The 16,016-nt window shown below is 47.3% G+C and carries 11 protein-coding genes; 6 read left to right on the top strand and 5 right to left on the bottom strand.

Features of this window, described 5'->3' with window-relative positions; translation table 11 throughout:
- Positions 1-26: 26 nt before the first annotated feature.
- The 5 genes from F4Y64_06635 to F4Y64_06615 all read left to right on the top strand — a co-directional run bounded on the left by F4Y64_06635 (position 27) and on the right by F4Y64_06615 (position 6,764).
- On the top strand, positions 27-3,284 hold the full coding sequence (locus F4Y64_06635) for a VCBS repeat-containing protein (GenBank protein MXX97274.1): 3,258 nt from the start codon (positions 27-29) through the stop codon (positions 3,282-3,284).
- Positions 3,285-3,345: 61 nt separating this feature from the next.
- Positions 3,346-3,984 carry an SOS response-associated peptidase gene (locus F4Y64_06630; protein ID MXX97273.1) on the top strand — a complete coding sequence of 213 codons (639 nt, stop codon included), beginning with the start codon at positions 3,346-3,348 and terminating at the stop codon, positions 3,982-3,984.
- On the top strand, positions 3,971-5,065 hold the full coding sequence (locus F4Y64_06625; protein ID MXX97272.1) for an aminopeptidase P family protein: 1,095 nt from the start codon (positions 3,971-3,973) through the stop codon (positions 5,063-5,065). The genes F4Y64_06630 and F4Y64_06625 overlap by 14 nt, the downstream gene beginning before the upstream one ends.
- A gap of 9 nt (positions 5,066-5,074) precedes the next feature.
- Positions 5,075-6,343 carry a glycosyltransferase family 4 protein gene (locus F4Y64_06620; protein ID MXX97271.1) on the top strand — a complete coding sequence of 423 codons (1,269 nt, stop codon included), beginning with the start codon at positions 5,075-5,077 and terminating at the stop codon, positions 6,341-6,343.
- Between the two features lie 13 nt (positions 6,344-6,356).
- Positions 6,357-6,764, top strand: coding sequence for an ATP-binding protein (locus F4Y64_06615; GenBank protein ID MXX97270.1), 408 nt, complete (start codon positions 6,357-6,359; stop codon positions 6,762-6,764).
- 17 nt (positions 6,765-6,781) lie between these two features.
- Here the strand turns inward: F4Y64_06615 and F4Y64_06610 are convergent, their stop codons facing one another.
- The gene (locus tag F4Y64_06610) at positions 6,782-10,111 is read right to left on the bottom strand and encodes a T9SS type A sorting domain-containing protein (GenBank protein ID MXX97269.1); all 3,330 of its coding nucleotides are present in this window, start codon (positions 10,109-10,111) and stop codon (positions 6,782-6,784) included.
- Between the two features lie 171 nt (positions 10,112-10,282).
- Between F4Y64_06610 and F4Y64_06605 the strand changes: the two genes are divergently transcribed.
- Positions 10,283-12,136 (top strand): class I SAM-dependent methyltransferase, encoded by a 1,854-nt coding sequence (locus tag F4Y64_06605; protein MXX97268.1) that lies wholly within the window; start codon positions 10,283-10,285, stop codon positions 12,134-12,136.
- A gap of 66 nt (positions 12,137-12,202) precedes the next feature.
- Here F4Y64_06605 and miaA read toward each other — a convergent pair whose 3' ends face one another.
- The 4 genes from miaA to F4Y64_06585 form a co-directional block, all read right to left on the bottom strand.
- On the bottom strand, positions 12,203-13,141 hold the full coding sequence (gene miaA, locus F4Y64_06600) for a tRNA (adenosine(37)-N6)-dimethylallyltransferase MiaA (GenBank protein MXX97267.1): 939 nt from the start codon (positions 13,139-13,141) through the stop codon (positions 12,203-12,205).
- Positions 13,128-13,475 (bottom strand): rhodanese-like domain-containing protein, encoded by a 348-nt coding sequence (locus tag F4Y64_06595; protein ID MXX97266.1) that lies wholly within the window; start codon positions 13,473-13,475, stop codon positions 13,128-13,130. Before F4Y64_06595 ends, miaA begins: the two co-directional genes overlap by 14 nt.
- Positions 13,476-13,714: 239 nt before the next feature.
- Entirely contained in the window at positions 13,715-14,005 is a 291-nt protein-coding gene (locus F4Y64_06590) for a hypothetical protein (protein ID MXX97265.1), read from the bottom strand.
- Between the two features lie 1,218 nt (positions 14,006-15,223).
- Complete coding sequence (locus F4Y64_06585) at positions 15,224-15,610, bottom strand: type II toxin-antitoxin system death-on-curing family toxin (protein ID MXX97264.1); 387 nt, start codon at positions 15,608-15,610, stop codon at positions 15,224-15,226.
- Positions 15,611-16,016 lie beyond the last annotated feature (406 nt).

Raw genomic sequence — 16,016 nt, 5'->3', positions numbered from 1 at the left:
TGGAGATCTTAAAATAAGGCAAGTGTATGCCGATAGGTCGTTGGCTCTGCATCGGAACTGTTTTGGGTTTGACTATCCTCACGGGTTGTACCCGGGAGCGTCCGCTATTTACGCGGATGGAACATACCGGTATATCCTTTGAAAATGGAATTGTTGAGCAGGATGCATTCAATGTACTAGAGTATGAATACTTTTATAATGGGGCGGGGGTTGCAGCAGGAGATCTGAATCAGGACGGGCTAGTCGATCTATATTTCACGGCCAACATGGCTGCTGACCGCCTCTATCTGAATCGTGGAAATTGGTCGTTCGAAGAGATTACTGAGCAGGCCGGAATAACCCACGAGCCTACTTGGACCACTGGAGTAACCATGGCGGATGTAAACGGGGATGGACTCCTGGATATCTATGTCTGCCGCAGCGGAAATGTAACAACAGATCGCAGACGAAACTCACTCTACATCAACCAGGGTAATCTAACCTTCAAGGATGAGGCAGCCGCCTACGGCCTGGATGATCCTTCCTATTCCAATCATGCCACGTTTTTTGACTATGATAATGATGGTGATCTAGATATGTATCTCCTGAATCACTCCATACGGCGCTATTCTCACTTCGTCGTAGACTATATGCGTGCACAGCGTGACTCACTTGCGGGAGACAAACTCTTTCGAAACGATGCCGGAAAATTCACGGACGTTAGTGAAGAGGCAGGGATTCTCGGCAATCCACTGAGTTACGGCTTGAGCGTAGTTGTCAGCGATATTAATGGGGATTTATGGCCAGATCTCTATATATCCAATGACTATATCGAAGACGATTACCTCTATATCAATCAACAGGATGGTACATTCGCTGAATCCATTCGGTCATATCTGACGCATGCTTCTTATGCGTCTATGGGAGCAGATATCGCGGACATCAATAATGATTTACAACCGGATATTTACACGCTGGACATGCTTGCCGAAGATAATTACCGCCAAAAGGTGCTCAAGGGGCCAGAGGATTATGAATTCTATACCCAACTGCGGATAGATGGCTTCCATGAGCAGTACATGCGGAATATGCTACACTTGAGACGTGGCCCCGATTATGTTGAAATTGGGCAACTGGCGGGGGTTTCCAATACGGACTGGAGTTGGGCACCGCTTTTTGCCGACCTGGATCGGGATCTCCTCAAAGATTTGATCGTGACGAACGGCTACTTGCGTGATTATACGGATTTAGATTTTCTGTCCACCACGTTGCCGAACGCGTCCAGGCAGGCCCAGATGCTAGGAGAGGCGGTGTCCGGATTGGAAATGGTGGAGCAAATGCCTACGACGCGCGTCCCCAATTACGTATTCCGAGGAGTGGACGGACTCCAGTTTCAGGATGTGACGACCGAATGGGGCTTTGAACTCCCAACTCATTCAAATGGAATGGTCTTGACTGATCTGGATGGTGATCTTGACTTGGATGTTGTCATTAGCAATATCAACCAGGACGTACTTCTCTATCGGAATGAGGCAGAAGAGCAGGGCAGGGGGGGAACGCTCCGAATCACTTTGGAAGGTCCACCGGGAAACGAGCACGGTATCGGAGCAAAGGTCTTACTTCATGGTGAGGAGAAATCCATTATGCAAGAAGCTTTTTTTGTCCGTGGCTACCTTTCATCTCTTGAGCCGGCCCTGTTTTTTGGAACGGGAGAATGGGACGAGGTTGATGTAGAGATTTACTGGCCTGATGGCCGATTTCAGCGACTGGAAAAAATTGCCACTCGGCAGGCCATTCAGGTGAAATACAGTGAAGCATATCAGGAGAGCATCACCGAATCTCTTCCTGGGAAAGAGTTTATTGCAGTTGATTTGTCCTCAGGCCTCAATTATCAGCATAGAGAAGATGATTATTCGGACTGGGACCAACAACCACTTTTGCCTCGTGACCTAGCCCAGGAGGGACCCGCTATTGCAAGTGGAGACATTAATGGTGATCGTCTAACTGACATTTTCATTGGCGGTGGAAGGGGGCAGGCGGCAACCCTGTTTCTTCAGCAAATTGATCGCACCTACACAGAGATAGAGCTCCCTGTATTTGAGCAGCATGCAGAGTATGAGGATGTTGATGCGATCCTACTGGATCTCTCGGGAGATGGGCTACTGGATCTGTATGTGGCAAGTGGGGCAGGCCCTAGACCTGAGTACTGGCAGGACCGTCTGTACATCAATACAGGCTTTGGTGGCCTAGTGTATGCCCCGAATTTGCTGCCTCCAATGCAAACCGTCACCAGTAGTATTGCTCCCTATGATATTGATTCAGATGGTGATACCGACCTATTCGTCGGAGGGCTTCACCTTCCCGGTCAATTTGGAAGGCCACCCCGCAGCTATGTATTAGAAAATACACCGGATGGTTTTCAGGACCGGACAGTAAGCTGGGCACCAGACTTACAATATCCTGGCATGATCACCACGGCAGTTTGGGCAGATGTACGCGGCGATGATAAAATGGAACTCCTGATAGCGGGTCATTGGATGCCAATTCGAGCATATTGTATCAGCGATTCTGGCATTTTTGAGGATTGTAGTGGTCAACTGGGATTAACAGAATCCGATGGGTTTTGGAATCAGGTGATCCCTGCCGATTTGGACATGGATGGCGACACGGACCTTATCGCCGGAAATAGAGGCCTAAATACACAAATTCAGGCTTCTCCCCAATACCCGGCGACCCTTTACGCAGGAGACTTTGACAACTCTGGAACTTGGGAGACTGTATACAGCAGCTATGTGAAAGGAATTGATGTCCCCGTTGCGTCGCGGGATCAAATTGTCGCTCAATTACCAGATGTCCGAATACGATTCCCGAAATACTCAGATTATGCCGCGGCGACAACAGATGAAATCATGGCAGGATATGACCCTCCTGCCATTGTGCTGAAAGCAAAGAATAGTTCTTCGGTAATCTTTGAGCTCACAGACGAAGGAATCTTCGATCCTCAGCCTCTCCCCCCGTCTGCACAGTTTTCGCCCGTCAGAGATGCACTTGCTTATGACTTTAATGATGACGGAAATCTTGATATCTTCCTCGTAGGTAATGATTACTCAAATCGGGCTGAGGAAGGTCGTATGAGTAGTGGGCGAGGGCTTATGTTGGTCGGGGATGGAGAATTAGGCTTTACGGATGCTGGCAGTAGAAATTTCTGGATACGTGGAGACACACGCCGAATCGTTAAAATTGATCATCGTATCATGGTAGTCAGTAACAATGATCAACTGAATGTTTTTCGGATGACTGAATGAACAGGGTAGAGTATCTGATCTCCGGCGATTACTGTTTTCAGGAGATTCCATTTAGTGTGCAATGTGTGGACGTATAGCGCAATCGTTTGACGTGGAACGAGTTAGCGAATTTTTGGAAATCCAGCAAGGAGCCGAATCTATTGTCTGGGCCGAGCCTTCCTATAATATTGCACCTGGTAGCAGGATTTATGCTTTGCAGCTCAATGAGAACAAAAACAAAGCCTGGATCACCTTCAGATGGGGGATGCTGCCGACCTGGGCAAAGATGAAACGTCCTGTCATCAATGCACGTGCAGAAACCGTAACGCAAAAACCGATGTTCAGGAATGCCTTCAGAACACGGCGCAGCGTGATTCCGGTTACAGCGTACTACGAATGGCGTGCCGTATCCGATGGTAAACAGCCGTACTGTATTCGAAGCAAGAATGGTTTCCCCCTCCTTCTCGCCGGGCTCTATACCGAAAATGAATGCGTGATCCTAACACGATCCGCACAGAGGGATATCTCATTTATCCATGATCGTATGCCGGTAGTCGTAAACCATGACATGATGGATACCTATCTCAATCAACCCGATGTAGCCTGTGAGATAATCGGACAGGAGGACCTTTTGGACTTAGAAGTCTATCCCGTCACGAAAAAAATTGGCAACCCCGCATTAGATCATCCTGTCTGTTTAAAACCACTTGATCGTGCATAACTCTGAACCCGGATCTGGAATTCAAGGCAGTTGGGTTCAAGAAACCCTGACTTCTGAAGATGCAACGGGGCTAATCATCACCCATTTGCCACATATTCGATGGGCGTGTGGATTTACCGGATCAAATGGGTTTCTTCTTGTGAGAGAAGACAAACTACATTTATTTACGGATCGCCGATATGAGACTCAGGTAACCCTGGAAGTACAGCAAGCACAGATCCATATTGGATCACGTGATCTGGTTAATCATGCAATAAACAAGGAGCTAGTGGACGCAGCAGACCGATTGCTCGTCCAGCCGGAGTATATGACACTTGCAGAATTCACCCATTGGGAGACTTCATTGTCTGGGATATCACTACTTCCCAGGAAAAATTTACTCAACAGCCATGTTGCGGTGAAATCAGAGGGCGCTATCGCAAGGATGCGACAAGCACAGTTGATTTCTGATTCTGTATTCAAGGAAGTTTGCGAGTCGATTACGCCGGGGGTTCGCGAAAATGAATTGGCGGCAATGATTGATTACCGTCACATGATTCGTGGCGCTTCTGGAATGGCTTTCGAAACTATCGTTGCTTTTGGTGCAAATAGCGCACTCCCACATGCCCGCCCAAGTAATCAGAAATTACGTATAGGTGACCCGGTACTATTAGATTTTGGATGCATATTTAATGGATATGCTTCAGACATGACGCGGACACTGTATTGCGGGGTGCCAGAGGGGGAGTTTAGGACTGCCTATAAAGCGGTTCAGGAAGCACAAGATCAGGCCATACAAGTGGCTCATGATGGCATTAAAACTTCGGAGGTTGATCAAGCAGCTAGATCCATTCTGACCTCAAAGGGGTTGGGAGAATTTTTCAGCCACAGTACTGGGCATGGCATTGGCCTAGAAGTCCATGAATGGCCCCGTATTTCGGCGAACTCATCAGCCACCTTACTCAAAGGACATACGGTTACAATTGAGCCCGGGGTTTATTTGCCGGACAAATTTGGAATTCGAATTGAGGATACAGTGGTGATTGGCTCGTCCGCCTGTGAGCGGTTATCCCACATTGAGCGCGACCTGATAACTATCTGAGCGTATTGGATGCGACATGTACTGGTCGTAGCATATTACTTCCCTCCACTCGGATTGAGTGGAGTCCAGCGAGTTGCAGGATTCGTACGCCATTTACCGGAATATGGATGGCAACCGACCGTCATTACAGCAAAGCCGGGGGGATATTTTGCTCATGATAAATCGCTGTGGTCTCCCATTGAAGATGCAGGTATTCGTGTCATACGCACAAAGAGCCTTGATCCAACACGGCTCTTTCGCTCGGGTGCTACCGTCCGGTTACCTCAAGAAACAAGAAGACAGACGCTAGCCTACATTAGCAATTGGCTTTTCATCCCGGACAATAAATTGGGATGGAAGCTATTTGCACTACGTGCAGGCTTACGTCAGGCAGCAGCCCAGCGCTTCGATGCCGTTTTCTCCAGCGCGCCGCCCTATACCGGTCACTTGATTGGGAGGAAACTTTCCCGAACACTAAAACTTCCCTTAATCACAGATTTTCGTGACGACTGGGTAGGTAATCCGAGACATATCTACCCAACAGCCCTCCATCGGAGGCTGCATATTCAACAGGAGCGACAGGTTCTGATACAATCATCCGCAATTACGACAATCAACCGTCCAATCCTAGATGCCTTAGAGAAACGGCATCGCGGTGAAAACATAAGGGGAGAGGTCATCCCTCATGGATTCGATGAATACGAGGCCCCTGTAAAGATACGTGCGCGTGAGAAGCTGAAACTTGTCTATACAGGTGTTTTTTACGATGCTCAGACACCAGAGTATTTTTTGAGAGGCATCAGCGGGTTTTTGAAAAAGAATCCTGCGATGCGCCCCAAAATCTCAGCGATCTTTGCTGGCCTCGTACCAAATGGGTTCACGGATCTGATTCGGACCCTGAAATTAGAAGATGTCGTTCAATACGTGGGATACGTACAACATGCCCATGTCGCTGAATTGCAGCAGGAAGCAGATGTATTGTGGATGACCATTGGCAGCAGGCCGGGCTCATCAGGTATCTCAACGGGTAAATTATATGAGTACATGGGGACTGGAAAACCTATACTGGCACTGGTTCCACCAGGGACTGCCCGTCAGACATTGCTCCGTTATGGAGCAGCATACATAGTCAAGCCGGAAAGTGAAGCTGATGTGATCCAAGCGCTCAACCAAATAACAAGCGATTGGAATAAAGAGAATTTCCCCAGTCCCGATGAATCCTTTGTATCTATGTTTAGTCGTAATCGTCTTACAGAAATGTTAGCCGGGGTATTGAACTCCGTAATTAAAACGCCATAGGGTAGGGGAGAGTATGCATCAGAAAAAGCTTGAACTAAAATTACCGTCCAGCTTTAAAAATTTGGACAATGCGGTTGAGGCATTGCAGGATTTTGTACCCACGCTGGACTTAGACGATAATTTAGCTTACCGGGTTATCCTCCTAGCGAGCGAAGCCCTGACTAATGCAATGGAACACGGAAACCAGTGGGATGAAAAAAAAGAGGCAACCCTCCACTTGGTTAAGGAGAGAGATCGGATCGAACTAATTGTGACCGATGAGGGTGATGGTATAGACTGGACACAGCGTGATCCGCTGACGGAGGCAAATCGATTGGCCGATCATGGCCGGGGACAGTATTTCATGCGAACCATGGCAGACGAGGTCCATGTTGAGCAACAAGGCCGCAAGCTACGTTTGATATTTCACTGCCAAACGTAGCCTGCGGCACAAAGAGATTACTTGATTAACACCATGGCTTTGGCACCGATCAGTTTATCATTTGCCTCCATGCGATAAATATATTGCCCGCTTGCCATCGCCGAAGCATCCCATTCAACCTGATGTATCCCACCAGTATACGGCTGATCCGTTAGAGTCGTGACTTTACGTCCGAGCATATCAAATACAGTCAGGCGAATATGGCTCTGGGTTGCGACCTTAAAGCTGACTGTCGTACTCGGATTAAACGGATTTGGGTAATTACTTAGCAGTTCAAACGAATCTGGAATCTCGTTGGCAACACGTTCTATGTCTGTTTGGACCTCATTGAGGTTTAAGCTCCATATTCCACGGCCGTGTGTGGCAAGGACAATTTCATCATCAACAATACGGATACGCCACACGCTGACAGCAGGCAATCCATTATCTGCATAAGCCCAAGTTTGGCCATGATCACGCGATTCAAAGATTCCCATGTCAGTCGCTGCCCAAATAACCCACGGTATGTCAGGGAAGACTTCAAGGTCATATACCCTAGCATCGGGAAATCCGTTTGTACTTTCGCAGGTACCTTCATCATTGCCAGCAAATCCTGAAAGATCTTCCCAGGTATTTCCCAGATCTTCAGTTCGGAGCACTTTAGGCTGGCATCCAACGCCAAATGTGACGTAAGCTGTAGTATGAGTAAAGGGATGCGTTGCTAATCCAGCAATTTGGGCCGACGGTGCAAAGCTGGGAGCAGTGACCGGTCGGAATTCTATTTCAGAAAGAGGGGTTAGGGCATTTTCAGATACATGAAGCACTCTGCCGCCACCTGTTTGCGTCAACCTATATCCTGCCCAAACAATTGAGGGGTCCGCAAGAGAAACACGCACTCTGCCGCCATTTCCTCCTCCCCATTTTGCAGCCTCTGGAGGCCGAATCGCATCCCAATTCTGCCCGAAATTAAGTGATCGAAGTAGGCCAGCCTCGGGCGATATTGAAAAGACAGCGTCCTTTGACTCTGGTGTCCATCCAATGGATGTCAGAAATTGTCCTTCAAAATTAAGAATGTTACCGGCAACAAACCAATCCCCACCGCCGCCGTCAAGCGATCGTGCGATCAAATTACCTTGAATTGACCCCATCAACGAATCAGAGGACTTCCAGACCACATCGAACCCATCTCCAGGCAGCGCCTCTTCACTCGGCCATCCACGACGACTGCTGGGGCTAAATCCAGAGAGCCAAGAGCCGTTATCCTGTGTACCCCCAAAATATCTTGGAAGATTTGGATGTTTGGTTGCGTCATAAAACTGTGCTGTATTGAAACCTGGAGTCTCGTCTCCCTCGACCCAATTCTCTCCGCTGTCAAGTGTAAAGGCCGCACCCCCATCATTTGCATTCAGGATACGGAACTCATTCGTACTTGGATTAATCGGCAAAACCGTAAGGGCATGATGATCTACGTGGACGTTCCCATTTTCCCACAGTTCCGTACTGCGGTACTGCCCCTCTATGGCACCAAAGTCTATGTCTAAAATTCCAGCTGGAGGGGAGCTAGGGTCCCATTCTTCTTCCAAATCCGGAGCGAGAATTGGCCAGAAAAAATACATAAGACCTTGACTGAATCCCCCATTTTCTGTATACTCAGCCTTGGGTGCGGAAGCGTTATAGTCATACTTTGAAATAAAAATATATTCTCTGCTGTGTGTCTCTCCAGGCCCGTCGGTATTTTGAGAGATGAGGCTCCATTCTCCATCATTGGCCTGATCTCGGAATGAGACCATCAATTGCCGGTTGCTGTCCGTATCCCAAACCTGAAACGGGACCTCAACATAGTCAGCATACATGTATTCAGGATACGTAATGCCTGCCCCCCCGTCTGCATTGATACCACCGTTGGGAGGTACAGTAAATCGATGTGCCATTTGGGTGAGTCCAGGTCCAAAGCGAACCTCAACAGATGTCATTTCGCTTATGGAAATATCTTGGGCACCGTCGTCTAAATAGCCTACATCCAGTGCACCACCTGCAAACGGAGCCCCAAAGTTCTGAAAGACCAGAAAGGGGGTACTATTTTCGAAGCGAGTGATGCCTCCAGTCTCAAACGTGGCATCATTATTGACCCATGCTTTCCAGCGGAAGACGCCGCCAACATATACGGTGTCTGGAGAATATGGGTGAACAGCTATTGAATTGTTATACCACCCCTGAACACCTAGAAAAGTATTAGCCTGAGAGGGTGTATCTCTGGAAAATTCGATCAGACGCCAGGTATTCCCGTTATCTACAGAACGATAGAGATCTGAGATTGGGGCTTGCAGCCCTTGTTGACTAGTACCTACTCGATTCCCACCAAGACCCTGAACTGAAGCCCAGATAACTTCAGGGTTGGATTCAGAAATCGCCAGCTCAATCCGCCCTGCACCATATACGAAACCTCTAAATGAGTCTTCCCATGTGTTCCCACCGTCGGTAGATTTAATAATCGCAGTTCCGTTGACTGACGCAAACTGAATGTTAAAATTATCTTTGTTAACCTTCAGATCCTGTACGCGCAACCTGCCAGTGTCTAAGACTTTTTCGAACGACTCTCCTCCATTTTCAGTGCGGAATATTGCCCCGTTGGTTACGACAATAACAATATCTGGATTGTCGGGATGTATCGCGAGTCGGTTAATAAAACGCCAGTCCTGATCCACACTTACAGCCGATGCGGTTAAATGGGTCCAGGTTTCTCCACTATCCGTTGACTTAAACATTCCAACTCCGGTACTGGCATCAACATTGCTAAAGCCCTCTCCGGTCCCGAAGTATACCACGTTGGGATTACTTTGAGATACATCCAAAGTGGTTGCTGCAAGACTGGGCAAATGGTCGGTCAGCGGCGTCCATTCGATCTTTTGTAGCCCGAACGACTCGGAACGACGGGCCTTCCATACGCCTCCCCCCACGGAAGCAACATACCATGTATCCCCGGAACGATCCGTCAGGTCCTGTACGATTGCACGGCTTCTCCCGCCCACATGACCTGGTCCACGCTCAACCCAGTTTAACGTGGTTGTGCCGCGACCACGCTTCGCATTTCTCAAAATCGCTTTTTGGAACTCCCGCATTTTGTGCCCGGGCGGGTAGGGGGCATATCCATCATTTAGTCCTTCAATATCTGCAAAATACTCCTGGAATTTGTCTGGATAACCAAACCGATCCTTGATAAACTTAGATTTTTCAGATTTCAGACCGCGGTCTACTGGAGGCGCAGTCGACGGAAGGAATAAAACTCCAGCCGAGAGTATAACAAGAATTAGAGCCGCTAAGCTGACAAAGAATGTTTCTCTGCCCAAAACTGGTTTAGGATGTATCATTTTGGTAAAGATGATTAAGGGTATGGAAGCGCTTCCAAGAAGAAATTTACGTCAATTTTCCCAACTCGCCCCCTCACTTCACGGGGGCCACATTCTACTGACAGCCCCATGGTAATGTTGATCATTCCATGGTAGCAAAAGCGGAGCACAATCAATAAGATAGTACAGCCAATGATTGCTCTATTGCGGTCAATTCCAGTATGGCAGTGGATGTTCCATGTTGGGCTATGTACTTCAATTTTTGTGTTGGGACTTGTCTCTATTGATCGAGGACATCTCCCTCTCGTATTTGGTTTGGTCATATTTGGGAGTGTGTGCTGGATATTGTGCTGGCGTATAGGAAAGTTTTCCCTTAAAACGGTCCTCGTATATGCTTTCCTGTTCCGGCTATCTCTCATAGGCCTTCCGCCATCTCTTTCGGATGATGCCTACCGCTATGTATGGGATGGGGTTGTTCAGCATGAAGGCATAAATCCATACAAATTCGCTCCAGAAGACGCATCTCTTTTTGATCTTCACCAGGATACCGCCTTTGAGCGCCTGAATTCTAAATCCTTTATCAGTGTATATCCACCAGTTTCACAATTGATTTTTTGGTTTGGAACTGCATGGCATCAACCCGATGGGTTTCTGAGCTATTATTTAATCAAAGGATTATTGATTCTAGCCGAGCTATTCGCCATCCTGATACTGGCTCGGCTTGTTTCAGCGGGGTTTGTCCTTTTATATGCATGGAATCCCGTTGTCATTCTGGAAACAGCGGGCCAGGCTCATACAGAGTCGGCACTTCTGTTGGCACTGATCTTGGTGATTTATCTGGCCCAGAATAATCACGGGAGGTGGGCTTCTATTTTTCTTGCAATTGGAGGCTGGATCAAATTATTTCCATTTCTTTTTTTCCCATACCTGTGGAGGCGGTATGGTTGGAATGCTGTCTGGCCGGGCGCAATCACAGCAATTCTACTTGCACTCCCATTTGCCGCCCCATATGTCCTACCTAACGTTTCAGGATCACTTGATCTGTATGCTCGATTTTTTGAATTCAATTCCGGCCTTTACTATAGCCTGAAATCTGCATTGCAGTGGCTAACCGGAGAGGATTGGAGTAAGCAATTGGGTCCTTTCCTGCGGTTAATATTTCTTTGCAGTATCCCAGTTTTGTACATCTTGGATCTGTTGCAGCGCTGGTCTTTGGCACGTGCAATGCTCGTTACAACAGGCTGCTATCTTGTCTTGAGCACAACCGTTCATCCTTGGTACCTGCTCGTTCCGTTGTTTTTGACCGCAAGCCTACAAGCTCACGGGTGGCATTGGATTTGGCTTGGAGTATGGTCCATAGGGACCTATCTCCTTTATGTGGGTGGCCCGTATTGGACGTTCGTCATTGTTGGATGGGCAGGGTGGGGCATTGCTGGAACACTTCGATATGCTCCAAGATGGTTGCAGAGTCTGATGCGTGCAAGGGCGAGTAAAAAATTCAAAAGAATCCAGCCATTTTTCCCGAAAGATATTGGTGCAATGACCGTTCTGGATTTAGGTTGTGCCGAGGGGTATGTAGGAGAATCCATCCAAAAGGGATTGGGAGCAAGTGTCTCACTTGCCGATGTTGTTTCGATGAATCAAACAGATCTTCCCCATATTTCATTAAAACAGGGGCCCTTACCATGGCCTTCAAAGCATTTTGACGTGGTACTGCTCTACTACGTATTACATCATGCAAAAGACGCTGAAATGCTACTCCGTGAGGCGATGCGTGTCTGTCGAAGCAGAGTAATCGTAGTTGAGTCCGTATATACAACATCCTTCCAGAACAAACTTTTAGCGATCCTGGACCGATTGGCGAATCGCCTAAGATCATTTGGGAAGATGAATGCCCAGGAAGAAGACTTACACTTCAGAACCTCGCAGCAATGGCGCGAATTATTCCTTACCAACAAAGCTAACATGCTCGCTGAATTTGAATCTAACATGGTTCTTTTCACTTCGGCTGGATTCGTTCTCCAACCCAGCTCCGAACCAGCCTGATCTGCTCTATTGCTCAATCACTCAGGGGAATGAATCGGGCGATTGGGTTTTCTGGATGAGATAAAGTCATGGTTGTGGTGAAGCCAGGATTGTTTCCAGCAACTCGTCAGTTGGGCTTTGCGCGTAAATTTGACGATATGTCTCATAGCGACGAAGCCAAGTCAATTGTCGTTTCGCATAGCGCCGGCTATTTCGTTTAATGAGTTCGACCATGTCACTCCAGCTACAGTGGCCATCCAAATAAGCCAACGGTTCCTGATAACCGATTGATTTTAAGGCAGGTAATGTTCGATCCAATTGCAGATCTCGAATCTGGCGATTCTCTTCCATAAGCCCTTCTTCCAGCATTCGATCTACTCGCTGTTCAATTCGCTGGTAAAGGGTAGGGCGCTCAAGCGTAAGTACCGTGACACAAAATTCATGGGAAGGCGGTGTGGGTTGGCCATGAAATTTGGATAGAGGCGTACCGGTGAGCTCAAAAACCTCAAGTGCACGCACCAAGCGGGATGTTTTTGTTGGATCCATCGTGCTGGCTGACAATGGATCTATCTTCGAAAGCTCCTTATATAGAGCCTCTTTCCCAAGTTCTTCAAGTCGTTTCTCAATGTTTGTCCGTACATCTGGGTCAGAGGGTGCTGTTGGAGACAAGCCATGTACAAGTGCATGCAGGTAGAGTGTGGAGCCACCGACTACAACTGGCACACGGCCGCGTGCTAAAACCTCGTCAATACGTACAGAGGCCTGTTCGGCAAATAAGCCGGCAGAATATGGTTCACCAAGATTTAATTCGTTAACGAAGTGATGGGGAACCTGCGCTAATTCATCGGCGGTGGGCTTTGCCGAACCTATCGTGAGTTCCTTATAGATCTGGCGGCTGTCAGCAGAAATAATTTCACCATCCAGAGCTTGAGCCAATCTCAAGCCCAGGGCCGTCTTACCCGTTGCGGTAGGGCCTGTAATTACATGGATTGGTGTCGCAGTTTTAGAAGACTTAATAGGTTGGATAACTTGAGTCAATTTCTTTGCTCCACGCGAGAGTACCTCCGCGGAGATTCTTCGTATTTGTGAGACCGGCAGCGTGCAGGAACCTGACCGCCTGGGCTGATCGACCTCCAGACCGACAATGAACTACAATCATATTGTCTTTCCGGTGCGGTTCAAGTTCATCCAATCGATCCGAAAGTTGTTTTAGGGGAATCAGGTGTCCGCCCAGATTCACAGTCGAATATTCCCATTCTTCCCGAACATCAAGAATAAAGGGTTGCTCATCCTTGTCGATGAGATGTTTGAGTTCCTGCACTGTGATTTCAGGAACATGATTTTCGGATAATCCGGCCATTTTAAAGTTGTTGTTGAGGAATTGATATCAACCACCGTGGGACGCTCCAGCCACCAACTGGTTCATTGTATCGATTTTCCTAAAACTAGTAGAGGGCCCTATTCAGGGAGATATTAGGCCGCATGTTCCCCATTCAATAGTCCAAGACGATCTTGTGGTTCATTGCGGAGCTAGTGCTCTGACTTGTTAGGAAGTGGAGCTTCGTCCGGGCCTATATGCTGGAGCTGTACTGCCCAATCCTAAGATCCAATTGGCTGAATTTCAAGATCAGAAAGAACGGATTCCAGTGTAACTTGAAAAATATGGTGGAGCCTCAAAAGGACTTCTGGGTGGATGGGAATATCTGCTGGAAAACTAAGACTTAAGTATCGACCATCAGATCTCTGGCTAGATTCAACAAGGATCTCAAACCCAAAATCAACCGTGTCTTTGCCAATACGTTTTCCCATTTCTTTTGTAATTCGATCATAATCATTCGGATTGCATCGAGGCAACTGGAACGAGAATTTTTCTGCAGTTTGTTGATTCATTTACCAATTTGAAAATCACTTACTGTCCGCCAATAAGATGCCATACTTCGCTGGCGGGACCTAAGCGTCAATTTACTCAAAGGCCCGCATCAATGCCATACTCGGTGTAAGATAAGGGAATTATAACTCAAACTATAATCAGCACGGGATTCCTTGACGTCTCACCGTTCGGTACCTGTAGACAGGTTTTACATAGCCTCACAGACGATTCACGGGCTTGATAACCGCCAGACCGCCATCCCAAACGTGAAGGGGTAACAACCTGAATCTAAGTTTAAAGGTCCCCAATCGAAATACAAGATGAGTTACAATTCCACCTCTTTACAACACCAAAACCGTGAATCAATTTTGAGATATCCACGTTGATCCGTCAAGTTATCGTAAAATCATGAGCTTGACACCACAGCACGTTCTACTTATGACAAGAAAATCTGGAGACCCAGTATATCGATCTTTTGAAAGACTGTCTCTAGAGATGAACAGGACGCATCCTGAAACAAATATTAGTATCCCTGAGGGGCTATGGGAAGTAAAGAAAGACGATTTAGCAGCACATCTTTACTTTACAGGTCAGACATTGACAAAGGAACAGAAGAATTATCTGTATGATTACGCCTTGGATAAAGTGAAGTCTATCTAACAGTAGTAACCCAATCCTCCTCGTTTGACGTTCCGTCCGCATACCCGACGTTAGGAATGCGATCTTGTGTGCCGTAAACGGTGGGTCATCAAGTAGCTAAACCATATATTCCCAAGAGAGCCCAGAATCCATATCAAGTTCAGAGTATTCGTTTTCATTAATGTAACATAATTACCCTTATGTTACATTGGAAGCTTAAATGCAACCATAGACTGGCATCGGCGCCTATGCTAATCCAATTGCTTTCCTCTACAACATGATTCGTAAATCATTTCGAAAACCAATCCTCACCCAGCGGCTCGTAGGCTGTATCGGATCTGATGGCACCGTATATCAGGTGGTGATAGAACATAGCCAGTCAGACTAGTTGATCAAAGCCTTCGACCTGTGAGGTTTGAAACCCTCCGAGGGTATTGGCGCCGTACACTTGACGCCTCCATCCATCTCCACTAACTCCTTAGCTCCAGGCTAATGACTCATCTCAAAATTAAGGCCGAAGAGTCATGCGCGCAATGTTCTATCGTTAATGCTCTGCCCACGATTATGCATACTCTAACCTTCACAAATATCCAATCCAATTAAGGGTTCTCAACGGATACAATCTGTTCACGAAGCCACTCTGTCAACTCCTCAAAAGTCATTTCTCCACGAGCAACAGATGTAATCATATCGACCATGAGATCATTGCTGGCCAATAGTTTGCATCCACTCCTTCTAATAAGCAGTTCCGCCAGATAAAATGCGGTTCGTTTGTTTCCGTCTATGAATCCGTGATTGGAAATAATCCCATGCATCAGGGCAGCAACCTTCTCATGGAGAGACTTAAAATACCCGTGATACGGCCGTGCCAAAGCTGACCGAATCGCGTGCTCATTCAAAATACCCGGCGCTCCACCATCAACAAGGGCTTCATCATGGGCATCAATCGCGTCATCCCATGTTATGTGGTAGTGATGGTTACAAATCTGCCAACATCTCCATAGCCTTCCGCCTGTCCACCGATATTTCTTTGATGATCCGCCTAGAAATCGGGCAAGACTCCGATTTCATTTCATTCTTCGTAGATCCTGTGGCCTCTGGTATGCCATTCTTTGAAGCTTTCTTGGCTTGATTGGTCTGAATGTCAACGGATTGATGTGTCGAAACGGCCATGTCGCCAAATACTTTTGATTTACCTGGAGTTGGATAGAATCCAATTAGAAAAGCTTCCTACCAATGCCACCCCTACCACCACGTTACGTAAAGGTTTCATTATGAGCGTCATGCAATTGGGTATAGATCGTGAGGGAATGCCGCGAGCCACGTTGAAACTGAACTTAGATCTTATAGCAGGACGGTTCTGCCTGATTAGCGCTACCTTAGCGCGATCCA

This window comes from Rhodothermaceae bacterium, from assembly GCA_009838195.1.
GTDB lineage: Bacteria > Bacteroidota > Rhodothermia > Rhodothermales > Bin80 > Bin80.
The sequence above is the reverse complement of the archived record's forward strand: the minus strand, read 5'-3'. Positions and strand labels throughout refer to the sequence as shown.

What these genes read in the sequence shown, in the direction of transcription:
- F4Y64_06635 (MXX97274.1), top strand. Translation starts at nt 27, where the DNA reads ATGCCGATAGGTCGTTGGCTCTGCATCGGAACTGTTTTGGGTTTGACT.
- F4Y64_06630 (MXX97273.1), top strand. Translation starts at nt 3,346, where the DNA reads ATGTGTGGACGTATAGCGCAATCGTTTGACGTGGAACGAGTTAGCGAA.
- F4Y64_06620 (MXX97271.1), top strand. Translation starts at nt 5,075, where the DNA reads ATGCGACATGTACTGGTCGTAGCATATTACTTCCCTCCACTCGGATTG.
- F4Y64_06615 (MXX97270.1), top strand. Translation starts at nt 6,357, where the DNA reads ATGCATCAGAAAAAGCTTGAACTAAAATTACCGTCCAGCTTTAAAAAT.
- F4Y64_06610 (MXX97269.1), bottom strand. Translation starts at nt 10,111, where the DNA reads ATGATACATCCTAAACCAGTTTTGGGCAGAGAAACATTCTTTGTCAGC.
- F4Y64_06605 (MXX97268.1), top strand. Translation starts at nt 10,283, where the DNA reads ATGATTGCTCTATTGCGGTCAATTCCAGTATGGCAGTGGATGTTCCAT.
- F4Y64_06595 (MXX97266.1), bottom strand. Translation starts at nt 13,475, where the DNA reads ATGGCCGGATTATCCGAAAATCATGTTCCTGAAATCACAGTGCAGGAA.
- F4Y64_06590 (MXX97265.1), bottom strand. Translation starts at nt 14,005, where the DNA reads ATGAATCAACAAACTGCAGAAAAATTCTCGTTCCAGTTGCCTCGATGC.